This is a genomic window from Proteus myxofaciens ATCC 19692 (assembly GCF_001654855.1).
Lineage (GTDB): Bacteria > Pseudomonadota > Gammaproteobacteria > Enterobacterales > Enterobacteriaceae > Proteus > Proteus myxofaciens.
In genome coordinates this window covers 1-22,904 of record NZ_LXEN01000120.1, presented here as the reverse complement: position 1 = coordinate 22,904, position 22,904 = coordinate 1, and the positions used below count along the sequence as shown (strand labels likewise).

Here is a 22,904-nt window from a genome sequence, read left to right as displayed (position 1 = left end):
ATTAATTTATATTGAGTGATATTTTCATCGCTACCGCATTTAATGTTAAAAATATAAGAATTAAAGGGAAGAATTGTGTCTAACAAAAATTATGCTATTCACGCTTTATTTGCTTTGCCATTAAGCTTGCTCTCTACTCAAATACACGCAGCTATTAATCAAAATATCCCAGATAAAATCATCGTTACTGCTTCTCCAACACAAGATCCTCAAGCACCAATTTCAGGTTTTGTTGCTACAAGAACACTTTCTACTAATAAAACAGATGCTGATATTGATAAAACACCACAATCTATTAGTGTGATCACGCGTGATCAAATGGATGCCCAAGATGTCAGTTCAGTATCACAAGCTCTACGTTATACACCGGGTGTTTTTACTGAATATCGTGGTAGTTCAAATCGTAATGATGAAGTGTTTATTCGAGGTTACAGTTATGCCCCTCGTTTTCTTGATGGATTGAGTTATGGCATGGGCGCTTCATCATCAACAGGGGCGCTTGATCCTTGGTTATTAGAACGCGTTGAATTAATAAGAGGTCCTGCCTCTGTATTATATGGTCAGCTTAATCCTGGTGGTTTAGTTGCCATGACGAGTAAAAGACCAACATCAACACCTATTCATCATATTCAAGTACGCGCAGGAAACGATAGATTAGCTGAAACTGTCTTTGACTTTGGTGGGCCTCTTTCTGAAGATAATCGTATTCTTTATCGCCTTAATGGTTTAGCAAAAACACAACATACACAGATAAAAGATTATAAAGAAGAACGGTTTGCACTTGCCCCTTCCATTACTTTTTTACCTAATGAGCAAACACGCTTAACATTATTAAGTTTTATACAACAAGATCCACAAGCCGGTTATCGAAATTTTCTTCCTGCTTACGGCACAGTAAAAAAAACACCAGAAGGCACAATTCCTTTTGATTTTAATGTCAGCAATCCTGATTACCATCAGTCATGGCGTCAACAATATGGTATAGGGTATGAATTCGAACATGAGTTTAATGACTCATTAAAAATCGTACAAAATGCACGCTATAGTCATATTAAACAAAAATATAAATATCTTGTTTTTGGCTCGTTAAGAAAAGATAACCCTTATATTTTAGAGCGTAGAGCGCAACGCGAGCGACGTGAAACAGATACATTAGGCATTGATACTCGCTTACAAGCTGATTTTGCAACAGCAAAAATCGACCATACGTTGATAGCAGGTCTTGATTATCAATGGAGTAAAGAACAAGACAACCTATGGCGAGATATGGGTTCACAATATGATTTAGATTGGCGTAATCCTAATTATCATTATCCCATAGATATGAGCTTACAAACACCAGCAACAGATCAATTACAAAAATACGATCAAATTGGTGTTTATCTACAAGATCAACTTCAATGGCAAAATTGGATCTTGCTTGCGGGATTACGCCAAGATTGGACTCAAGTACGCACTCATGATTTCATAGCGAATACCCGAGTTCAGCAAGATGATAATAAACTCACAGGTCGTGCCGGTCTTTTATATGCCTTCGATAATGGTATTTCACCTTATATTACTTACAGCACTTCATTTGAGCCTAATTTACAAACACGTAGAGCCCCAGGTACAGCACCATTTGATCCTAGTGAAGGTCGCCAATTAGAAACGGGAGTTAAATACTTAACACCAAATAAACAAACTCTGGCTACCCTTTCGGTTTATCAATTACAACAACGTAATGTTACTAACTACAATGCAGAAAAAGGCTATTTTGAGCCTGTTGGTGAAGTTCGTAGCCGCGGTTTTGAGGCACAAGTAAATAGCCAACTTACTGAGAATATTTCATTTATTACAAGCTATGCATACACAGATACTGAAGTAAGAAAAACAATTGCAAAAGATACACAAGGCAAAGAGTTGCCACGAGTTCCTAAACATATGGCGTCATTCTGGGGACAATATGATGAAACATCAGGATTATTTAATGGGGCAAAAGCTGGATTTGGTGTGAGATATATAGGTGTTTCTCAAGGTGATACTACAAATACCTTCAGTGTACCTTCTGTTACTCTTTATGATGCAATGCTAGGTTATTCATTAGGTGAATTATCACCATCGTTAAAAGGTGCTGAGATTCAACTTAATATGAATAATATCGCGAATAAGCACTATGTTGCGTCTTGTGCTGGTGATTCTGCTTGCTTCTATGGTATTGGTAGAACCATGACTGCGACTGTCAATTATCGTTGGTAATCAATATCTTTTATTAAACATCAAAGTAAAGCCATAGTCATTTATTTCTCTTTTACTATGGCTTTTTTATTATTATGACACCATTAAAAAGCGAGAAGAAGCTGGCGCTCAATTTGGGGATCTTGTAACGTGACATGAAACCCTACTAATCTTACTCCACGACCATTACGGCGTTCATGCCATGCTTGATAAGCGATATTCAGTAGATCGTTTTTTTCTAAAATAGGATGAGTATGCTCTTGTGTTGTGGATTGAAAATCATTAAATTTAAGTTTGATACCTTGTCTTGCGATCCTTAAATCGGGTTTTACTTTAATTAATCGCTTTTGCAATTCATCATATAATCCATCAAGTAACATAAGGCATTCATCCCACGAATGAATATCTTGTGCGAGTGTTCTCTCTACACCTACTGATTTTCTTAATCTATCAGGATTAATTTCTCGCTCATCAATACCATGACTGCGCTCCCATAAATTTTGACCAAATTTTCCCAGTGCTTTAACTAAAGTCATTACATCAGTACGACGAATATCTGCACAGGTTTCTAATCCCATTTCTTGTAATCGTGTAGATGTCACTTTGCCTACTCCTGGAATTTTTTTTAGCGGTAATGTAATAATAAAATCATCCATTTTCTCTGGCGTTATCACATATTGCCCATTAGGTTTATTCATATCAGAGGCAATTTTGGCTAAAAATTTAATCGGAGCAATACCCGCAGAAGCGGTGAGATTAAGCTCATCAAAAATACGTTGGCGAATTTCTTGTGCTATCAGTGTGGCTGAACCATAGCAATGCTGACTTTCTGAAACATCAAGATATGCTTCATCAAGAGAAAGAGGCTCAATAAGTGAGGTATAATCGAGAAAAATTTGGCGAATTTTAGCTGATGTTTCTTTATATAATGCCATTCTACCTGGTAATACTTTTAAATGAGGGCATAATTTTAATGCAGTCGCTGTAGACATAGCACTACGCACACCAAAACGACGCGCAGGATAATTCGCAGTACAGATAACGCCTCTACTAGAGGCTTTTCCACCAACGGCAATTGGCAAATCTTTTAGTGCTGGATTATCGCGCATTTCAATCGCAGCATAAAAACAATCCATATCGATATGAATAATTTTACGCATACAATTCCCCCATTTAATTTACTGTTTAAATATACAGTTAATTATTTCTAATTTCAATGTCGAGGTTATTGAATCTCACTATATTGAGGAATTTTTACATAATTTTCTAAATATGTTTGTTTATTTATAGAAATGTCATAAAGAAATGATAGATTATTTTTTGTTTTAAATAGCTTTATATTTGTTTTGGTTATTATCAATAACTATTTATAAAACAAGGAAATATAACTTCATGGTCAAACTATTTATCACCTTATCTTTCATTTTTTACTCAGCACTTATCATGGCTTCTCCTAAAATTATTGCTCACCGAGGTGGCACTGCAGATGCCCCTGAAAATACTGTTATTGCAATTAAAAAAGCACTGAATAATCAATCAGATGCTATTTGGATAACGATTCAATTATCAAAAGATAATGTTCCTGTTCTTTATCGTCCTAGTGATTTAAAAAGCCTAACTAATGGGCAAGGTGCTATATCTAGCTTTACAGCAGAACAACTTAAACAGTGGGATGCTGGCTATAAATATGGTGAAAAACAACAATTTCCTTATCGTAATAAAGGTGTGACTATTCCAACCTTAGAAGCTGTTTTAACACAATTTCCAACCACACAATTTTATCTTGATTTAAAATCTCCTGATGCAGACCCTGCTTTACAAGGTAAAGCTTTAGCGTCTGTATTAGACAAGCTTAATGCCCTTGAAAGAACTCGCGTTTATTCAACAAATACTGCATTTCTTGATGCACTACCCGATAATGTTCAACGTTTTGAAAGCAGAGACGTCACTCGCGATATTCTTGCAAATATCACAATGAGCCATATCTGCCTATTACCTGAAAACCTAGATATTATGCGTTGGTATGGGCTTGAACTGAATCGCAAAGTCGAAGTAGTGGAGAAATATACATTAGGAGAAGCTCGCTCAACATCTGTGCTTAGTTGGGATAAAGATGCTATGTCTTGTTTCCGTGCTGGTGGTAATGCGCATATCGTTCTTTTCGGTATAAATAGCGAAAAGGATTATCTTAAAGCGGCAGAACTAGGTGCTGATGCTGTTATGGTTGATTCACCAGAGAAAATGAAAAGCTTTAAAAAATAGTAAACCTTAATCTTAATATTTCACTATTTTTACCTTTAGCCTATTTTCTTCTACACTTAGTGATATCGTTTAGTAGAAATCAATAAGGCGAAAAGTATGGTAAATAATAAAATAGCGGGTGACTGGAATTTATTTAAAGGGAAAGTAAAAGAAAAATGGGGAAAAATCACCCAAAATGAACTTGATGTTATTGAAGGTACTCGAGAACAACTTATTGGTAAACTTCAAGAGCATTACGATTACTCTTACGAAGAAGCAGAAAAAGAAGTCGTGAAATGGGAAGGTGAAAATCCTTATCCATGGAAATAATCAAAATAAATAACGTTTTTTCTTCTTAATCGTTTTAGCGATAAATTCGCCTTTAAAGTAAAAAAGAGTGGCATATAAATATGCCACTCTTTTTTTAGCTTAATTTTTATAATGTCAAGAGTATTGAAAACTGGGATGTTTTGTTAATATTCTCACTCAACCCAGGGTATTTAAATAATACGGTTTTTTTTCAACATCTCTTCACGAGCTGCATCTTTTGCCATTCGTTTTTTACGTGCATCACAGGGTTCAGGACAATCACATTCTTTTTCAATCCCCATGGCACCTAATCCACCACAGCTACCTTGAATACTTTTACGTTTTACAATATATCCTAAAGCCATTCCAAAGAAGGCTAATAAGAATAAGATGAAGGCAAATAGAAATATTTTTAGCATAACCTCATCTCCTTAAATGCTACTTTTTCAAGAATGGAGCGAATGCCTTACTATAACGCTCTTCAAATCCATTTTCAGTTTTGACTATCATAAAAACAGGAATATTTAATTCATTTGCGACTTGTAAGCCTTTTTCAGGCCCTAACACATTAAGTCCTGTAGAGATTCCATCAGCACTCATACATGTTGGTACAATAACGGTAATAGAAGCCAGATTATGCTTTATAGGGCGACCTGTTGTTGGATCAATCGTGTGAGAGTAACGAATACCCTCTTCTTCAAAGTAATTACGGTAATCACCAGAAGTCGCTATTGAATTATCACCAGGTTCGATAATAAGTTGTACACTTTGGTTTGTACCATCATTCGCGGGTTTCTCAATAGCAATACGCCATGGTTTATCTTTACCATTTACGCCCTGAGTTCTAACCTCTCCACCAATATCAACCATATAATTAGTAATATGTTGAGAAATTAAATATTCAGCAACAGCATCAACACCATACCCTTTCGCAATTGATGACAGATCAACATAGAGCTCTGGTATTTTTTTAATTAATGCATTACCTTGAACTTCAAGATAATCAATACCAATCCATTGTCTACGCTTTTCCAATTCATCAGCTGATGGTTGATGGGTAAAACGCCCTTCAGGACCAAAGCCCCATAAGTTAACTAAAGGCCCTACAGTGACATCTAAAGATCCTTGCGTCATTTTATTAATACGAATTGATTCGCTTACAACTTTCGCAGTTGCTGCTGAAACAGGAAAAGGCTTGTTGATTTCACGGCTTTGATTAAAAAGACTTAATTCAGATTGAGGGCGATACGTTGACATCTGATCGTTAACTTCTTCTAGAATACGATCAATTTCTTTTTGTAATACCTCTTGTGAAGGAGAATGGCTATCAGGTACATATTTAATCGAATAATATGTTCCCATTGTTTCACCATTTAATACTTGCTGCTTTTCACCACATGCAGACAATAAAAATAGTGCACAGAGCATCATAACCCAATTCATTATCTTTCTTTTTAGCATAACTCTCTCTTCTTAACATGAGCGCCCACGATTGTGGGCGCTTGTCATTTTACTGCTTTGTTATTAGCAAACTAATAAATCAGCCACCAAAATCATCAAGCATAATATTTTCATCTTCAACGCCAAGATCTTTAAGCATCTTAATTACAGCGGCATTCATGACGGGTGGACCACACATATAGAATTCACAATCTTCTGGCGCTGGATGATCTTTTAGATAGTTTTCATACAACACATTGTGAATAAAACCGGTGTAACCAGTCCAATTATCTTCAGGTAATGCATCAGATAATGCAACATTCCACGTAAAGTTTTCGTTTTCTTTCGCTAACATATCGAAATCTTCAGTGTAGAACATTTCACGAACAGAACGCGCACCATACCAGAAGCTAATTTTACGTTTAGAATGTAAGCGTTTTAATTGATCAAAAATATGTGAACGCATTGGTGCCATACCTGCACCACCACCAATAAAGATCATCTCTGCATCTGTTTCTTTTGCAAAGAATTCACCAAATGGTCCTGAAATAGTCACTTTATCACCTGGTTTTAATGACCAAATATAAGATGACATGATACCAGGTGGCACATCAGGATTACGTGGTGGCGGTGTTGCAATACGCACGTTCAACATGATAATGCCGTGTTCTTCAGGATAGTTCGCCATTGAGTAGGCACGTACTGTGGTTTCTTTTACTTCTGAAACATAGCGGAATAGATTAAATTTATCCCAATCCTCACGGTACTCTTCAGGAACATCAAAATCTTCATAACGAACAGTATGTGGTGGACATTCAATTTGAATAAATCCACCAGCGCGGAAAGGCACAACCTCGCCTTCTGGAATTTTTAAGACAAGTTCTTTGATAAAGGTTGCTTTGTTATCATTAGAGATAACTTCACATTCCCATTTTTTAATACCAAAGATCTCTTCTGGTAATTCCAATTTTAAATCATTTTTAACGTTTACCTGGCACGCTAATCGACAACCTTCTTTTGCCTCACGCTTGTTGATATGCGAAAGTTCAGTAGGAAGAATATCGCCACCGCCTTCAAGCACTTTTACGCGACATTGGCCACAAGAACCACCACCACCACATGCAGAAGAGATAAAAATACCTTCATTAGATAAAACGTTTAATAATTTATCGCCTGCTGGTGCATGGAAACTTTTTTCAGGATCACCGTTAACTTCAACTTCAATATCCCCTGTATTGACCAGCTTAGATTTTGCAAACAAAATCAATGCGGTAAGTACCAATACAATCAGGGTAAACATCACAACACCTAGAATAATTATATCCATGAGTTCTTCTCACCCTTTATAGCTGAACACCAGAGAAGGACATAAAACCTAATGCCATCAATCCTGTGGTGACAAAAGTAACCCCTAATCCCTTCAGACCTGCTGGCACATCTGCGTATTTCATTTTTTCACGAATGGAAGCCATCAATACGATAGCAAGCATCCAACCGATGCCAGAACCGAAACCATAAACAATAGATTCACTAAAGTTATAGTCACGTTGTGCCATAAATGACACCCCACCGAAAATTGCGCAGTTAACAGTAATAAGAGGCAAGAAGATCCCTAACGCGTTATATAACGAAGGAAAATAACGGTCTAATATCATCTCTAAAATTTGAACCAGTGCGGCAATAACCCCGATGAAAGTAATAAAGTTTAAGAAACTTAAATTAACACCTTCCATTAATGCATTATCACGTAACACATAGTTATAAACTAAGTTATTGAGAGGGACAGAAAGTCCAAGTACAACCGTAACAGCGATACCTAATCCAAATGCTGTTTTAACATTTTTAGAAACCGCTAAGAACGTACACATCCCTAAAAAGAATGCGAGAGCCATATTCTCAATAAAAACAGCGCGGACAAATAAGCTTATATAATGTTCCATGGTGATTAGTCCTCTTCAACCTGTGCAGGTTTCAATGTACGTAATCCCCAAATCAGCAAGCCAATAATAAAGAACGCGCTAGGTGCTAACAGGAATAAACCGTTAGGTTGATACCATCCTCCATTTTGGATGGATTCCATCACAGTAATGCCGAATAATTTGCCAGAACCAAAAAGTTCACGTAAAAATCCAACTAGGATCAAGATAACACCGTATCCTAAACCATTACCAATACCATCCATAAAGCTTTCAATTGGAGGCGCTTTCATTGCATAGGCTTCTGCTCGTCCCATTACAATACAGTTAGTAATGATAAGACCCACAAAGACCGAAAGTTGTTTTGAAATTTCGTAAGCATAGGCTTGCAAAATTTGGTCAACAACAATAACAAGCGAAGCTATAATCGCCATTTGTACAATAATACGTACGCTACCGGGAATATAATTGCGAATAAGTGAAATAAAGAAGTTTGAAAATGCAGTGACTAATGTAACAGCAATTGTCATTACTAATGCTGTTTCAAGTTTAGTTGTTACCGCTAACGCAGAACAAACCCCTAATACCTGTAACGCAATCGGGTTGTTATCTAACAACGGTCCTAGTAAAACGCGTTTAATTTCTTTTGTATCAGCCATTTAATTCTCCTTCACGCACCTTTTTCAGGAATGGACCGAAACCGTTATTACCTAACCAGAAATCGAACATATGCTGTATACCATTTGATGTTAATGTCGCGCCAGAGAGGCCATCAATCCCATAAGGGCTATCCGTTGCGCCACCGCGAACGACTTTAATCGCAGGTAAGCCTTCCTCATTGAGGAGACGTTTACCTTTCCACTGTGCTTTCCACTGTGGATTATCGACTTCGCCACCTAATCCTGGCGTTTCGCCATGTGAATAATAAGTGATACCTTTAGATGTCACACCATCAATATCAATAGCAACGAAAGCATACATGACAGACCATAAGCCAGAGCCGTAAACAGGAAGCACTATTTCTGTTGTTTTACCTTGTTCATCAAGCACAAGATAAATTTCTGCACTATTAGCACGACGACGAATTTTTGCGATATCTTCTTCTGGTGATAAAGCAATAGATGTTTCTTCGTTGCGCAGTTCGTTATTTAAATTGAAATCGCCATTGCTATCTGTTAGCTCGCCCGTTTTAAAGTTCACTATTTTGGCTTTAATTCGGGAGTCATAGACTTTTAAAACTTCACTAGCCGTCATTTTAGGAACAAGTAAACCAGCAACATCAAGAATATTACGTTGTTTATCAAGTAGCTTTTGCTCTTCTTGCTTAGATTTAAGCCCTACCGCAGAGCCTGCTACAACAACAGAACAGACAAGACACAGAATAAAGACAACGAGGAACGTTCTTCCAACGCTATCTCTGTTTTTTTCTTTAGCCACGAGCATTTCTCCGCTTTATATTTGCCTGAACAACCAAATAGTCAAACAATGGTGCGAATAAATTGGCAAATAAGATTGCTAGCATCATTCCTTCTGGGTAAGCCGGATTGGCAACACGGATAAGAACACACATCACACCAATCAAAATACCATAAGCCCATTTACCTTTATCTGTGAATGAAGCTGATACGGGGTCTGTTGCCATAAACATCATACCAAAAGCAAAACCCCCTAAAACAAGGTGCCAGTACCAAGGCATAGAGAAGAGAGGATTTGTATCAGAACCAATAAAGTTAAACAGATATGACATTGCTATCATGCCGATAAGCACACCAGCAACAATACGCAATGAGGCAATGCGAGCAAATAGAATAACAGCCCCACCAATAAGGATCATCAGTGTAGAAACTTCACCAATAGAACCCGGAATGTTTCCTAAAAAGGCATCCATCCACGTAATAGGTTGATGAGTCACATTATTCAATAATGCATTTTCACCTGAAATAGACCATTGTGATAATGGCGTTGCGCCAGAAAAACCATCAGCCGCTGTCCACACAATATCACCAGAGATTTGTGCTGGGTAAGCAAAAAATAAGAATGCACGCCCTGCTAATGCTGGGTTTAAGAAGTTACGTCCTGTACCGCCAAAAACCTCTTTCGCAATAACAACACCAAACGTTATTCCTAATGCGGCCTGCCATAAAGGTAGTGTTGGTGGCACAATTAAGGCGAATAAAATAGAAGTAACAAAGAAACCTTCGTTAATTTCATGTCCACGAATAAAGGCAAACAGAACTTCCCAGAATCCACCTACAAGAAAAACAACTAAATAAATAGGAAGGAAATAAGTTGCACCAAGTAGCATCTTACTTGCCCAACCCGCATCAGCACTTAATGATGCACCTAAAAATTCAGCAAGACGATAATGCCAATCGGAGGCAATAATTTGCTGAAGTTCAGCACCACTATACAGTTGATTTAATGCAGGAATAGCTTGCTGACCAACATTATACATTCCCCAAAACATTGCAGGAAAAACAGATAACCAAACAAGGATCATCATCCGTTTTAGGTCAATGGTATCTCGAACATGCGCACCATTACGCGTTACTGTTCCCGGCGTATAAAAAACCGTAGAAACAGCCTCATAAAGTACATACCATTTAGCCAACTTACCACCGGGCTCAAAATGGTGTTCTACTTTCTCAAATAAATTTTTCAACCCCATGAATTACCCTTCCTGCTCAATTTTGGTCAATACTTGACGCAGTGCTGGGGCATACTCATATTTGCTAGGACAAACATAAGTACATAATCCCAAATCTTCTTCGTCTAATTCTAAACAACCCAATGCCTGAGAGCTGTCAGTATCGCCAACCAATAAGTCACGTAATAAATGTGTTGCCATTATGTCTAATGGCATCACACGCTCATAGTTACCAATTGGTACCATAGAACGTTCACCGCCATTCATTGTGGTTGTAAATGCAAAACGTTTCTTTTTTAAGAAATGACCAATCGTTGTTCTCGTAATAGAAAATTTATTACTACCAGGCATACCCCAGCCAAATAGCTCTTTATCACGACCTTCGCGTAAAACAGATACTTGATTATGAAAACGACCTAAATAGTGATGTGCATCATCACATTTCCATCCCCATAATACAGAGCCTGAAATAATGCGATTATCATCATCAATTAATTGGTCTTTTGTTAACTCATACAGATCTGCACCTAAACGGGTACGCACTAAACGAGGTAATTTTACTTGTGGGCCAGCTAATGACACCACACGTTTTGTATACAAAGAACCTGTTGTAAACAAATATCCAATGGCAATCACATCCTGATAATTAAGATGCCAAACCATTTTACGAGCACTTACAGGCTCTAAAAAGTGAATATGAGTCCCCACAAGCCCCGCAGGATGTGGACCACTAAATTGGTTATAACTAATTTGTCCATCATTTAATTTAGACGGTGATTTTTCGCCATGACAAACATACACTTTACCTTCTGTTAATTTTGATAAAACAATCAAGCCATCATTAAAAGCTTTTTCATTTTGTTCAATAATGACAGAAGCATCAGCCGCTAATGGATTAGTATCCATTGCAGTGACAAAAATTGCATTCGGTACAGTATCTAATTGCGGTGTTCGACTATAAGGTCGGGTTCTTAACGCTGTCCATAAACCTGAGTTTACAAGATTAGCTTGGACTTGTTCACGCGTTAAATCACCAAGAGATGCGCTATCATAACGTTCAAATGTTATTTCTTGGTCACCCTCAATTTCGATAACTATCGATTGAAATATACGACGCTCACCACGATTAATTTCAACAACTTTGCCACAAGCAGGACTTGTGAAAATAACGCCAGGATTCTTTTTATCTTCAAAAAGAGCCTGTCCTTTCTTAACATGCTCACCTTCCGAAACCATCATAGAAGGACGCATACCAACATATTCTTCACCTAATAATGCGACGTGTTGAATAGTGGGTCCGTCTTCTATCACTTGGGCAGGCGCTCCTGCAATTGGGAGGTCGAGTCCTTTTTTAATTTTAATCATAAGATTTGCACAAGTTTATCAGTTAAACCCTAAGCTACAAATTCACCCCGAAAATGTAGCGACTCTGTAATAAAAACGCCTTAAAACACTTTTTTGTTTTAAGTTCTTTATCTCCGATAATTGTTACTATTTTCTCTTATTCTGCCGACTTGAATTTTATCATCTCAGTTAAAACCTGTCTGACAATTCGAGTGATTTAGCTCAAGCAAATAAGATTATTATTTTAGCTGGATCGTCAATAACTCGAATAAACCGAGTAAACACATCATAAATCTCGACAAACGATTAATATTCATACAAAATGGTTTGTAAATTAAAAGGATTTATATAATATTTTAATTTACAAAATGATTGCTTGATTGCAATCTACTCATTACTTTATCAACAAATTTTAGGCCATTTTTCTGATAAAACCATGACCAATCACGCAAAACAATTAATCACTTTTTTAACATTAGCATTAATCACCCTATTTGTTAACGCTGAAAACAATTTAAAACTTCTTATTAATCAACCTCAGAAAATTTCTGGTCAACCTATTTATATCCAAATATTTAAAGAAGAGAATCTACTTGAGCTATATACAGAAAAATCAGATGGTTTGTTGCAAAAAGTACGTAGTTACCCTATTTGTAGCTATTCTGGAGGCTTAGGCCCCAAAAAATTTCAAGGAGATTTAAAAAGCCCTGAAGGCTTTTATCAGGTTAATAATATGCAATTAAATCCGAATAGTCGATTTTATCGAGCTATTAATCTTGGTTTTCCTAATCAATATGATAAATCAAAAGGATATACTGGCGACTTTTTGATGATACATGGAGCTTGTAAATCAGTGGGTTGTTACGCAATGACAGATGAGATTATGGATGAAATTTATCAATTTGCAGAGCTTGCACTAAAAAATGGTCAACAAGCCATAAATATTCATATTTTTCCATTTAAAATGACGGCTGAAAACATGGCAAAACATCAATATTCATCTGATATCGATTTTTGGCAACAACTAAAACCAGCCTATCAATATGTTGAGGAAAATAACAAAATTCCTTTAGTTACAGTCGAGCGTGGACGTTATTTAGTGAGAGATATACCCGCAATTAACTCACTGCCTAATACTGAAAATAAATGGTTACAAAATACGTATGCCTCTATCAAATAAGATAAACTCACCCGATGGAATACGTTGCCATGATTCGTTCCCTGTTAAAGGTAATGTCGCAATAACAGAAACTACATCACCGGCTTGAGTGTGTTGCTGAAAGTCAATTTCAACGTCTTGATCAAGTAGTTTGGCTTTACCGAATGGGGCTTTACGAGTTATCCAGTGTAAATTTGTTGAGCAAAATGCCATTACAAATCGACCATCGGATAACAGCATATTGAATACACCTTTTTGCCTTAATTGCGTGGCTAAAATAGCAATAAAACGAAAAACAGCAGGCCAATTTGCGGGTGTGCGTTTATACCGATTTTCAAGCTGATTTAAAATCCAGCAGAAGGCTTTTTCGCTATCAGTTTGTCCAATAGGCCTAAAACGGCCAGAATCAAGAGATTGATAGCCTTTAAGTTGGCCATTATGGGCATATGTCCAATTTCTACCCCATAATTCACGGGTAAATGGATGGGTATTTTCAAGAGAAACGTTACCGCGATTTGCTTGACGAATATGGGCAATCACCGCTTCTGATTTAATCGGGTATTCTTGAACAAAGCGAGCGACAGGTGATACAGCACTGGCTTGAGGATCTTTAAATGTACGACAGCCTAATCCTTCATAGAAGGTAATACCCCAACCATCTTTATGAGGCCCTGTTTTACCACCTCGAGGAATTAGCCCACTTAGACTGAAATTGATATCTGTCGGTACATTGGCACTCATGCCTAACAATTCACACATCGCCCACTCCTTCTTGCGAGTATTTGTTACTAACTATAACAATATCAACAGCAAATTATTTTTCCATTTCTTTCTCAATTAATTGGATAAGAATATGGATAACTTTAATATGAATTTCTTGAATTCGATCTGCATAACCAAAATGAGGTACTCTGATTTCAATATCTGCCGTTCCTGCCATTTTACCGCCATCTTTACCTGTAAGCGTGATGACTTTCATGCCTTTTTCACGAGCGGCTGCTATAGCTTTAATAATATTGCCAGAATTGCCTGATGTGGAAATACCAAGTAATACATCACCTTCTCTTCCTACCGCTTCCACATAACGTGAAAAAATGTACTCATAACCAAAGTCATTACCTACACAAGAAATATGACTGACATCAGAGATAGCAATTGCAGGATAACCAGGGCGGTTTTCACGGTAACGCCCTGTTAGCTCTTCAGCAAAATGCATTGCATCGCAATGAGAGCCACCATTACCACAAGATAATACTTTACCACCCGCTTTAAATGAGTCGGCTAATAATACAGCTGCGCGTTGAATAGCTTCAATATTGGCATCGTCTTGAAGGAAGCGAGTAAGTGTATCTGAAGCTTCTGTTAATTCACCACGGATAAGATCTTGGTACATAGGATATTCACTCCAAAAAGGTAATCGAACTGTCTTTACTCAGTGTAACGGATTACTCAGGATGAAAGAAGATACCCTGTACCTACAAATAGTAACTTATCTCATTTGAGTGTAATTTGTGAGCTACATTGTAATTAGAATGTAAATAGATTGATAAAACTTGGTAACTGCATTAGATCTAAATAACAAACAACAGGTCTGACCTCTGACATCTTGCAAAATACAGGAGTTTTATTATGACCCTACTCAGTATTGTGCTTTTTTTAGTACTTATTGGTGTACTCACGTATCGCAAATTTAGTATTGCGGTAAGTAGCCTTATTCTTATTGCCTATACTTTTGTTATGGGACTCGTTAATTTGTGGAGTTACTGGCTATTATTGCCTGTCGCTATTATTTTATTACCATTAGCGATTACCTCAATACGTAAAGCTTACATCTCAGCACCTGCACTTAAAGCTTTTAAAAAAGTCATGCCCTCAATGTCGAAAACAGAACAAGAAGCCATTGATGCAGGAACAACATGGTGGGAAGGCGAATTATTTCGTGGAGCACCAGATTGGAAACAATTACATAATTATCCAAAACCACAACTCACCGCAGAAGAACAAGCTTTTCTTGATGGCCCAGTAGAAGAAGTTTGTCGTATGACTAATGACTTTGAAATCACACATGAATTAGCCGATCTACCACCTGAAATTTGGCAATACCTAAAAGACAATCGTTTCTTTGCCATGATTATTAAAAAAGAATATGGCGGATTAGAGTTTTCGGCTTATGCACAATCTCGCGTATTGCAAAAATTAGCGGGTGTATCAGGTATTCTTGCAATAACAGTCGGTGTTCCTAACTCATTAGGTCCTGGGGAATTATTGCAACATTATGGTACTGATGAGCAGAAAAAACGTTATTTACCTGGGTTAGCTAAAGGCGATGAAATACCTTGCTTTGCATTAACTAGTCCTGAAGCAGGTTCTGATGCTGGGGCTATACCTGATAGCGGTATTGTATGTATGGGAGAATGGCAAGGTGAACAAGTACTGGGTATTCGTTTAACATGGAATAAACGCTATATAACCCTAGCCCCTGTCGCAACTGTATTAGGACTTGCATTTAAACTGCGTGATCCTGAACATCTTTTAGGTGAAAACGAAAATCCAGGTATTACCTGTGCATTAATCCCAACAGACGTTGAAGGTGTTGAAATTGGTCATCGCCACTTCCCTTTAAACGTCCCTTTTATGAATGGCCCAACTCGTGGTAAAGATGTTTTTGTACCTATCGATTATATTATTGGTGGTCCAAAAATGGCAGGACAAGGCTGGAGAATGCTTGTGGAATGCCTCTCTGTTGGTCGTGGTATTACCTTGCCTTCAAACTCAACAGGTGGATTAAAAAGTGCCGCAATGGCAACAGGTGCCTATTCCCGTATTCGCCGTCAATTTAAAATCCCTATTGGCAAAATGGAAGGTATTGAAGAGCCATTAGCTCGCCTTGCTGGTAATGCTTATTTACTTGATGCAGCGGCGACATTAATCACAACAGGTATTATGCTGGGAGAAAAACCCGCCGTTCTCTCTGCTATCGTAAAATATCACTGCACACATAGGGCACAGCGTGGAATTATTGATGCAATGGATATTGTTGGCGGTAAAGGCATTTGTCTTGGTCCTTCAAATTTTGTGGCTCGTGCTTATCAAGGCTCACCAATTGCAATCACGGTTGAAGGTGCCAATATTCTTACGCGTAGCATGATTATTTATGGCCAAGGCGCAATACGCTGTCATCCTTTCGTATTAGATGAAATAGCTGCGGCAAGAGATAATAACTTACATGATTTTGATCAGGCTTTATTTGGTCACTTAGGACATGTTGCAAGTAATACATTACGTAGTTTTTGGTTAGGTATGACGAATGGGCGCTTTAGCTCAGCCCCTACTCATGATGAAACTCGCCGTTACTATCAACAAATTAACCGTTTAAGTGCCAATATGGCGCTATTATCTGATGTCGCCATGGGTGTTTTAGGTGGAAGCTTAAAACGTAAAGAACGCATCTCAGCACGATTAGGTGATATTTTAAGTCATATCTTCCTCGCATCAGCAGCACTAAAACGCTATGAAGACGAAGGCCGTAAAACAGCAGATTTACCTTTAGTTGATTGGAGCGTCAGAGAAAGTCTTTACCAAGCTGAAAACGCGATAAACGAGCTATTACGCAATTTTCCAAGTCGTTTCATTGCAGGATTAATGCGCGTTATTATTTTTCCATTTGGTAAATCACAAAAACTACCATCAGATAAACTGGATCATAAAGTTGCTCAAATTCTTCAACAACCTTCTGAAACGCGTGATCGTCTTGGTAGAGGTCAATTCTTAACACCAAGTGAACATAATCCACATGGTTTAATGGAAGAAGCATTGCATGATATTTTAGCTGCTGAGCCTATTTTTGACCGCATTTGTCGCCTCTATGAGAAGAAATTTAGTTTTACTCAGCTTGATAAATTGGCGGATAAAGCACTAGCAGATAAACGAGTCACTCAAGAAGAGGCCGACATTCTGTATAAAGCAGAAAAAAACCGTTTACGCAGTATTAATGTTGATGAGTTTGACTTTGATGCATTGGCGGTACCTGCAAAAAAGCCGACAACGAGCAGTATTAAAAGGGACAAAGCTGCTTAGTTCTTTTTAATATGAATGATGATATCTAAAACAACAAACACCTCATTACAAGAAAGCAAAATGTAATGAGGTGTTTTACTATTAATAAATAATAAAAATTTATTTAAGTAGAGAACAATTAAAGATCTAATTCCAAAGCTAATAATTCATCGATAGTTTGGCGTCTTCTAATTAATTGAGCGTGTTCGCCGGTTAATAGCACTTCAGGAATAAGAGGTCGACTATTATAGTTTGAAGACATCGACGCGCCATAAGCACCCGTATCATGAATAATGATATAATCCCCCACTTGAGTTTTTGGTAATAATCGTGGAGCAACCATGCCACCTTCTTGTTGAGTAAAAACATCACCAGACTCACAAAGCGGTCCTGCTACAATCGTCTCTTCTAAAGCATCCGTTCTTAATTTGCCTGTTTTATCTAAAATTGAAATTTGATGATGACTGCCATACATTGCAGGACGCATCAAATCACTAAATCCAGCATCCACCAGCACATAATGCCGATTTCCCATGGATTTAACGGCTCTAACTTGTGAAACCAGAACACCAGATTCAGCCATTAAAAAACGACCCGGTTCAATCTCAAGCGTAATATCATGCCCTAAATGCTCAGCAATGCGTTGACGAGCGTTATCCCATAACGAAAAATAATGCTCTAAATTAACCACTACATCACCAGACTGATAAGGGGTTGATAATCCCCCACCCGCTGAAATAGCATGAATATCAATATTTGATGCCAATACTTGCTCAACCATTGCATCACAAACTGTTGATAAGTGTTGATAATCAACACCTGAGCCAATATGCATATGAAAACCGACTAAATGTAAATTATACTGGCGTATCACCTCAAGCGCTTCTGGTACATCTGCATGCCAAATACCATGTTTACTGTTTTCACCTCCTGTATTGGTTTTTTGGCTATGACCATGTCCAAATCCAGGATTAACTCTAATCCACACTGCATGCCCTTGATTACGCTCACCCAATTGACGAAGCATATCAATAGAACCCGCATTAACAGGAATATCGAGCTCAACAACGCGTTCTATTGTTTTTTCATCCAATAAATCCGCAGTAAACACAATTTCACTATTTTCTCGTCCACCTTCATAGCCAGCAACAAGTGCGCGTTCTATTTCGCCTAAAGAAACAGAATCAACTTTTACACCTTGCTCTTTCATTAATCGCAAAATATGAATATTAGAAGACGCTTTTTGAGCAAAACGTACAACATCAAACGCTTTCAATTGATTGATCCGCTCTAAAATAGTATCACCTTGATAAATCCATAAAGGCGTTCCATAAGTTTGAGCTAACTGGCATTGAACTGTATTTAGAGACGTTGGCATGATTTTTACTCATAAAGATAATTAGTGAATAACCACATTATTCATTAACTTTTTAGGGAATAAAAATATCAAATACGCTATAGTCTATTCATTTTTGATATAGGAATAATATATGGATATACCGATCAGTTGGCGACATATTGAGATTTTTCAAGCCGTCATGACCACTCAAAATTTAACTCAAGCGGCTGAAATTCTTAAAACATCACAACCGACGGTAAGCCGCGAGCTATCTCGTCTTGAATATTTATTAGCATTTAAACTATTTGATAGAATAAAAGGCAGGCTTCAACCTACAGCTGAAGGTTTACGTTTTTTTGAAGAAGTTCGCCGTTCTTATTACGGACTAGAAAGAATCATTAATACTGCTCAAAATATTCGCCATTTTCATCAAGCTGAATTAAATATCACTTGTTTACCTGCTTTTGCTCAATCATTACTACCCGCAATTTGCCGACAGTTTCTTAATCAATATTCTGATGTTAATTTAACAATAGTGCCTCAAGAGTCGCCTTTGTTAGAAGAATGGTTATCAGCGCAACATTATGATTTAGGCTTAACAGAACACCCGCAAACGCCAGCAGGAACAAAGCAAGAAACGTTACTTACGCTTAACGAAGTGGCTATTTTACCTAAATCGCATCCATTAAGTGCAAAAACACAATTATACCCTCATGATTTTCAAAATATGCGGTTTATTAGCTTGTCTGCAAATGATAGTTATCGACAACTTATTGATGCGCTTTTTATCAAAGAAGGTATTTCACGACAATTAGTGATGGAAACACAAAGTGCGGCATCTATTTGTGCAATGGTGAGTGAAGGTATTGGTATTTCAATTGTGAACCCTATCACTGCGCTAGATTATAAAGACAAAGCGATATGTATTCGCCCTTTAAGTTTTACTATTCCTTTTACAATCAGTTTAATTACGCCGTCTCATCGCCCATCATCACAATTAGTCACCTATTTTATTGAGACAATGAAACATTCTCTGGCTAATTATCCTGAGCAATTAACGCAAGCTTTCACCCGATAAAGCCGACCAATAAGATGAAGATGCAAACCACTCAACAAGAAAATCCAGCAATGTGCGTACTGCAACAGGCATATTTTGCCGACTTGCTAACACCGCATAGATACCCATTGGTTTTGCCTGATAATGAGTGAGAAGTTGTATTAATTCATTATTCTCAAGATAGGGTTTTACAGAATAATAAGGCTGTAATGAAATTCCCATACCTTTAAGTGTTGCTTGAAGTAAAACCACAGATTCATTTGCACTTAAATTACCGCCAACAGGCACTGAATAATGTTCATCACCTTGAATAAACTCCCACAAACTACGACCAAAAAAGCGATATGTGAGACATTGATGATGAACTAATTCGTCTGGGCTTTGTGGTATCCCTTCTTTTTCTAAATAATCTTTGCTTGCACAGACAACAGAAATACAGGTAGCTAAAGAGCGGGCGATAAGATTGGGTTCAAGATGATTAGTAATACGTAATGCAATATCAATACGTTCTTCAATAAGATTAACGGTTTGATTGGTGATTTGTAAATCCACCGCGATCAGTGGATATTGTTGCATAAATTCTGATATCGCAACGGATAAAATACTATTCGCTAATGATTGTGAACTGGTAATACGAACAAGACCACTAATTTGATGTCGCTCTTTAGGCGTACTAGCGGGTATGCTTTCTGCTAATTCTAGTAATTCTAAACTTTGCTGATAAACTCGCTCACCAACTGATGTTAAACTTTGTTGTCTTGTTGTTCTATGTAATAAACGAACACCCGCCCATTCTTCCATTTCAAGCAAATAACGCGTTACCATTGCCCTAGACATATTCAGATAATCTGCAGCTTTTATCATACTGCCTTGTTTAACAATAGTGACAAAAACCTCTGATGCTTTGATTTTATCCATAGTATATGCTCGATATATGCAACAATGCGTTAACTAAAATAGGGTTTTTCTCTTGTTTTATGCAACCTATTATAGACAGCAACAACATTATGGAGAAAACAAAAGATGAAAAAATTACTTCCTTTAGCACTTGCAACATCCGCCTTATTCGTATCATCCGCTATGGCGACTGATTTAACCCTAGATATTTATAATCCTGGTGAAGCAAGCGTATTTCCAGTTTCTTCTGAAATTATTTATGGCGACAAAGATGCTATTTTAATTGATGCTCAATTTCAAAAGAATGATGCACAAGTATTAGTCGATAAAATAAAAGCATCGGGCAAAAACTTAAAATATATCTATATCAGCCATTCTGATCCTGACTTTTATTTTGGATTAGATACCATTACAGCAGCATTTCCTAATGCCAAAGTTATTGCTTCTGCACCCACAATTAAAGCCATTAATGAAACCCAAGCAGGAAAGTTGGCTTATTGGGGCCCGACTCTTAAAGAAAATGCCCCTAAAAAGATTGTCATACCACAAGCCGTAGAGGGTAATAGTTTCTCAATCGAAGGTGAAAAAATCTATATTAAAGGCCTAGATAGTCAATCACCTGATAGAACATATTTATATGTTCCTAAATTAAATGCAGTGATGGGTGGCGTCTTGCTTTCTGAGAATATTCATGTTTGGCTAGCAGATACACAGTCAAAGGCTGATCGTCAACATTGGGTTAATGCACTAGAGCAAATGAAAACCTTATCACCTAAGAAAGTGATCCCTGGTCATTATTTACCAACTACTAATTATGATATGCAATCAATTGATTTTACATTGAATTATCTTAAAAATGCAGAGACAAAACTCGCTGAAACTAAAAACTCAGCAGAATTTATTACTGCTATGGAAAAAAGCTATCCAAATCTAGCAGATAAATCGAGCTTAGAACTTAGTGCAAAAGTATTAAAAGGAGAAATGCAGTGGCCTCAATAACACGTAATCCCACAAATACCCATGATCAAAAAACATTACATTATGTATATGATCCCCTTTGTGGCTGGTGTTATGGTATTGCGCCGTTAATTGATATTGTGAATCATGATTCTTCTTGTCCAATAAAGTTACATGGTGGTGGACTTTTTACACCTGCAAGAACCGTAACGGGTGGGCAATTATGGAAAGATCATGTGACTCCAATTGATGAGCGCATTAGCCAATTATCAGGACAACTATTTAGCCGACAATATCAAGAAAACTTAGGTAATACAGAGATGACATTAAATTCTCTTTTACCCATATCCGCCATTATTGTCGCTGAAGAATTAGAAAACCGCGGTGTAGAATTATTAAAGGCTCTACAAATTGCCTATTATCAAGATGGTTTAAATATTAGTGATAAACAAATGTTACTGTTTATCGCACATAAATTAGGTTTTGATATCACATTGTTTTCTTCTTTATTTAAGCAAGTTAATGAAACACAAGTTGCTCAGCATTTACAACAAACTCAGCAACTGATGAGCCAAGTCAATGGGCGAGGCTTTCCTACATTATTTATTGAAGAAAATCAGACTTATCATTTAATTCCTATCGAAAAATATATAGGTGATGAAAACGGTTGGCGACAATTTATTAAAGAAGCACTTTAAGTCAATTAATCTCAATCACAGTGCTATTTATCGATTATTAGCACTGTGTTAAATATACCATTTTAATAGAGCTATGTTACTTATATCGACTTTTAATAAATTAATTTAATAAGATGTGCAGGTAAATTTCTGTACATCTTTTTTCTTTTACTTATATCACCTTTTCTTTTTATTGAGTTTTAGTAGAGATTTAAAAATAAAAGCGTTGATTTAAGTGTAATTTTATTTCCTAATATGATTAATGTAGAGAAAGAAAGACAAGATCCAAATGCAATTTTATTTACGTGTTCTTTGGTTTTTATATAGGTACCAATATAAATCACAATACCTAACAAAGAGCTTAGTAAGAGAATGTAAAGCAATAAATCCACCCCACACCATGCAGTAATTGCACCAATTAATTTAATATCACCAAATCCTAAAATACATTCTTGATAAAGAAAGTAACCTAATAAATAAATGCTATAAAATAGCCCTACACCCAATAAAAAACCATTAAAGACATTTTCTAAAGTTACTATTTGATAAGGAGTGCTATTGAGGATAAATCCTAAGGATAATAAGCCAAAAGTCATATTATCGGGTAAGAGAAAATAATCAGTATCAAACATCGCAAGTAATAAAAAA

Annotated in this window: 22 protein-coding genes; 8 read left to right on the top strand and 14 right to left on the bottom strand. The window is 37.0% G+C overall.

Annotated features, from left to right (window positions below):
• Positions 1–75: 75 nt before the first annotated feature.
• Positions 76–2,238 (top strand): TonB-dependent siderophore receptor, encoded by a 2,163-nt coding sequence (locus M983_RS12625; RefSeq protein ID WP_066751433.1) that lies wholly within the window; start codon positions 76–78, stop codon positions 2,236–2,238.
• Positions 2,239–2,321: 83 nt separating this feature from the next.
• Here M983_RS12625 and dinB read toward each other — a convergent pair whose 3' ends face one another.
• Positions 2,322–3,377, bottom strand: coding sequence for a DNA polymerase IV (gene dinB / locus M983_RS12620; protein WP_066751431.1), 1,056 nt, complete (start codon positions 3,375–3,377; stop codon positions 2,322–2,324).
• A 232-nt stretch (positions 3,378–3,609) separates the two neighbouring features.
• On the opposite strand from dinB, the gene M983_RS12615 reads away from it, so the two are divergent.
• Together M983_RS12615 and M983_RS12610 are read left to right on the top strand one after the other, a co-directional pair.
• The gene (locus M983_RS12615; protein ID WP_066751430.1) at positions 3,610–4,479 is read left to right on the top strand and encodes a glycerophosphodiester phosphodiesterase family protein; all 870 of its coding nucleotides are present in this window, start codon (positions 3,610–3,612) and stop codon (positions 4,477–4,479) included.
• Between the two features lie 96 nt (positions 4,480–4,575).
• On the top strand, positions 4,576–4,788 hold the full coding sequence (locus M983_RS12610) for a CsbD family protein (RefSeq protein WP_066751428.1): 213 nt from the start codon (positions 4,576–4,578) through the stop codon (positions 4,786–4,788).
• Positions 4,789–4,958: 170 nt separating this feature from the next.
• Here the strand turns inward: M983_RS12610 and nqrM are convergent, their stop codons facing one another.
• The 8 genes from nqrM to M983_RS12570 form a co-directional block, all read right to left on the bottom strand.
• Entirely contained in the window at positions 4,959–5,186 is a 228-nt protein-coding gene (gene nqrM, locus M983_RS12605; RefSeq protein ID WP_066751425.1) for a (Na+)-NQR maturation NqrM, read from the bottom strand.
• Between the two features lie 19 nt (positions 5,187–5,205).
• Positions 5,206–6,228 carry an FAD:protein FMN transferase gene (locus tag M983_RS12600; protein ID WP_066751422.1) on the bottom strand — a complete coding sequence of 341 codons (1,023 nt, stop codon included), beginning with the start codon at positions 6,226–6,228 and terminating at the stop codon, positions 5,206–5,208.
• A 79-nt stretch (positions 6,229–6,307) separates the two neighbouring features.
• Positions 6,308–7,534 carry an NADH:ubiquinone reductase (Na(+)-transporting) subunit F gene (nqrF, locus tag M983_RS12595; RefSeq protein WP_066751419.1) on the bottom strand — a complete coding sequence of 409 codons (1,227 nt, stop codon included), beginning with the start codon at positions 7,532–7,534 and terminating at the stop codon, positions 6,308–6,310.
• Positions 7,535–7,550: 16 nt separating this feature from the next.
• Entirely contained in the window at positions 7,551–8,147 is a 597-nt protein-coding gene (nqrE, locus tag M983_RS12590) for an NADH:ubiquinone reductase (Na(+)-transporting) subunit E (protein WP_066751415.1), read from the bottom strand.
• A gap of 5 nt (positions 8,148–8,152) precedes the next feature.
• Positions 8,153–8,782, bottom strand: coding sequence for an NADH:ubiquinone reductase (Na(+)-transporting) subunit D (locus M983_RS12585; RefSeq protein WP_066751413.1), 630 nt, complete (start codon positions 8,780–8,782; stop codon positions 8,153–8,155).
• Positions 8,775–9,566 (bottom strand): Na(+)-translocating NADH-quinone reductase subunit C, encoded by a 792-nt coding sequence (locus tag M983_RS12580; RefSeq protein WP_066751410.1) that lies wholly within the window; start codon positions 9,564–9,566, stop codon positions 8,775–8,777. The genes M983_RS12585 and M983_RS12580 overlap by 8 nt, the downstream gene beginning before the upstream one ends.
• Positions 9,553–10,791 (bottom strand): NADH:ubiquinone reductase (Na(+)-transporting) subunit B, encoded by a 1,239-nt coding sequence (locus M983_RS12575; protein ID WP_066751407.1) that lies wholly within the window; start codon positions 10,789–10,791, stop codon positions 9,553–9,555. The genes M983_RS12580 and M983_RS12575 overlap by 14 nt, the downstream gene beginning before the upstream one ends.
• A 3-nt stretch (positions 10,792–10,794) precedes the next feature.
• On the bottom strand, positions 10,795–12,135 hold the full coding sequence (locus M983_RS12570; protein ID WP_066751404.1) for a Na(+)-translocating NADH-quinone reductase subunit A: 1,341 nt from the start codon (positions 12,133–12,135) through the stop codon (positions 10,795–10,797).
• A 415-nt stretch (positions 12,136–12,550) separates the two neighbouring features.
• Between M983_RS12570 and M983_RS12565 the strand changes: the two genes are divergently transcribed.
• Entirely contained in the window at positions 12,551–13,294 is a 744-nt protein-coding gene (locus tag M983_RS12565; RefSeq protein ID WP_066751470.1) for a L,D-transpeptidase family protein, read from the top strand.
• Here the strand turns inward: M983_RS12565 and M983_RS12560 are convergent.
• Complete coding sequence (locus tag M983_RS12560; RefSeq protein WP_066751400.1) at positions 13,265–14,032, bottom strand: class II glutamine amidotransferase; 768 nt, start codon at positions 14,030–14,032, stop codon at positions 13,265–13,267. The two genes, M983_RS12565 and M983_RS12560, sit on opposite strands and share 30 nt — an antisense overlap.
• A gap of 55 nt (positions 14,033–14,087) precedes the next feature.
• Positions 14,088–14,666 (bottom strand): D-sedoheptulose 7-phosphate isomerase, encoded by a 579-nt coding sequence (gene lpcA / locus M983_RS12555; RefSeq protein ID WP_066751397.1) that lies wholly within the window; start codon positions 14,664–14,666, stop codon positions 14,088–14,090.
• Between the two features lie 236 nt (positions 14,667–14,902).
• Here lpcA and fadE point away from each other — a divergent pair, with 236 nt between their 5' ends.
• Complete coding sequence (gene fadE, locus M983_RS12550; protein WP_066751394.1) at positions 14,903–17,350, top strand: acyl-CoA dehydrogenase FadE; 2,448 nt, start codon at positions 14,903–14,905, stop codon at positions 17,348–17,350.
• A 118-nt stretch (positions 17,351–17,468) separates the two neighbouring features.
• On the opposite strand, the gene lysA is transcribed toward fadE, so the two are convergent.
• Positions 17,469–18,707 carry a diaminopimelate decarboxylase gene (gene lysA / locus M983_RS12545; protein ID WP_066751390.1) on the bottom strand — a complete coding sequence of 413 codons (1,239 nt, stop codon included), beginning with the start codon at positions 18,705–18,707 and terminating at the stop codon, positions 17,469–17,471.
• 112 nt (positions 18,708–18,819) lie between these two features.
• Between lysA and M983_RS12540 the strand changes: the two genes are divergently transcribed.
• Positions 18,820–19,746 carry a LysR family transcriptional regulator gene (locus tag M983_RS12540; protein ID WP_066751388.1) on the top strand — a complete coding sequence of 309 codons (927 nt, stop codon included), beginning with the start codon at positions 18,820–18,822 and terminating at the stop codon, positions 19,744–19,746.
• Here the strand turns inward: M983_RS12540 and M983_RS12535 are convergent.
• Positions 19,723–20,643: a LysR family transcriptional regulator gene (locus tag M983_RS12535; protein ID WP_066751386.1), complete on the bottom strand. Its 921-nt coding sequence runs from the start codon at positions 20,641–20,643 to the stop codon at positions 19,723–19,725. The genes M983_RS12540 and M983_RS12535 overlap by 24 nt on opposite strands.
• 105 nt (positions 20,644–20,748) lie before the next feature.
• Between M983_RS12535 and M983_RS12530 the strand changes: the two genes are divergently transcribed.
• Both M983_RS12530 and M983_RS12525 read left to right on the top strand, forming a co-directional pair.
• Entirely contained in the window at positions 20,749–21,621 is an 873-nt protein-coding gene (locus tag M983_RS12530; RefSeq protein WP_066751384.1) for an MBL fold metallo-hydrolase, read from the top strand.
• The gene (locus M983_RS12525) at positions 21,609–22,277 is read left to right on the top strand and encodes a DsbA family protein (protein ID WP_066751382.1); all 669 of its coding nucleotides are present in this window, start codon (positions 21,609–21,611) and stop codon (positions 22,275–22,277) included. The genes M983_RS12530 and M983_RS12525 overlap by 13 nt, the downstream gene beginning before the upstream one ends.
• 179 nt (positions 22,278–22,456) lie before the next feature.
• On the opposite strand, the gene M983_RS12520 is transcribed toward M983_RS12525, so the two are convergent.
• Positions 22,457–22,904 (bottom strand): prepilin peptidase (locus M983_RS12520; protein WP_210433247.1); only part of this gene is annotated, 448 nt, incomplete at its 5' end.

Excerpts from the sequence above, each read along its gene's own strand:
- dinB (WP_066751431.1), bottom strand. The coding sequence starts at position 3,377 with ATGCGTAAAATTATTCATATCGATATGGATTGTTTTTATGCTGCGATT.
- M983_RS12615 (WP_066751430.1), top strand. The coding sequence starts at position 3,610 with ATGGTCAAACTATTTATCACCTTATCTTTCATTTTTTACTCAGCACTT.
- M983_RS12610 (WP_066751428.1), top strand. The coding sequence starts at position 4,576 with ATGGTAAATAATAAAATAGCGGGTGACTGGAATTTATTTAAAGGGAAA.
- nqrM (WP_066751425.1), bottom strand. The coding sequence starts at position 5,186 with ATGCTAAAAATATTTCTATTTGCCTTCATCTTATTCTTATTAGCCTTC.
- M983_RS12600 (WP_066751422.1), bottom strand. The coding sequence starts at position 6,228 with ATGCTAAAAAGAAAGATAATGAATTGGGTTATGATGCTCTGTGCACTA.
- nqrF (WP_066751419.1), bottom strand. The coding sequence starts at position 7,534 with ATGGATATAATTATTCTAGGTGTTGTGATGTTTACCCTGATTGTATTG.
- nqrE (WP_066751415.1), bottom strand. The coding sequence starts at position 8,147 with ATGGAACATTATATAAGCTTATTTGTCCGCGCTGTTTTTATTGAGAAT.
- M983_RS12585 (WP_066751413.1), bottom strand. The coding sequence starts at position 8,782 with ATGGCTGATACAAAAGAAATTAAACGCGTTTTACTAGGACCGTTGTTA.
- M983_RS12580 (WP_066751410.1), bottom strand. The coding sequence starts at position 9,566 with ATGCTCGTGGCTAAAGAAAAAAACAGAGATAGCGTTGGAAGAACGTTC.
- M983_RS12575 (WP_066751407.1), bottom strand. The coding sequence starts at position 10,791 with ATGGGGTTGAAAAATTTATTTGAGAAAGTAGAACACCATTTTGAGCCC.
- M983_RS12570 (WP_066751404.1), bottom strand. The coding sequence starts at position 12,135 with ATGATTAAAATTAAAAAAGGACTCGACCTCCCAATTGCAGGAGCGCCT.
- M983_RS12565 (WP_066751470.1), top strand. The coding sequence starts at position 12,551 with ATGACCAATCACGCAAAACAATTAATCACTTTTTTAACATTAGCATTA.
- M983_RS12560 (WP_066751400.1), bottom strand. The coding sequence starts at position 14,032 with ATGTGTGAATTGTTAGGCATGAGTGCCAATGTACCGACAGATATCAAT.
- lpcA (WP_066751397.1), bottom strand. The coding sequence starts at position 14,666 with ATGTACCAAGATCTTATCCGTGGTGAATTAACAGAAGCTTCAGATACA.
- fadE (WP_066751394.1), top strand. The coding sequence starts at position 14,903 with ATGACCCTACTCAGTATTGTGCTTTTTTTAGTACTTATTGGTGTACTC.
- lysA (WP_066751390.1), bottom strand. The coding sequence starts at position 18,707 with ATGCCAACGTCTCTAAATACAGTTCAATGCCAGTTAGCTCAAACTTAT.
- M983_RS12540 (WP_066751388.1), top strand. The coding sequence starts at position 18,820 with ATGGATATACCGATCAGTTGGCGACATATTGAGATTTTTCAAGCCGTC.
- M983_RS12535 (WP_066751386.1), bottom strand. The coding sequence starts at position 20,643 with ATGGATAAAATCAAAGCATCAGAGGTTTTTGTCACTATTGTTAAACAA.
- M983_RS12530 (WP_066751384.1), top strand. The coding sequence starts at position 20,749 with ATGAAAAAATTACTTCCTTTAGCACTTGCAACATCCGCCTTATTCGTA.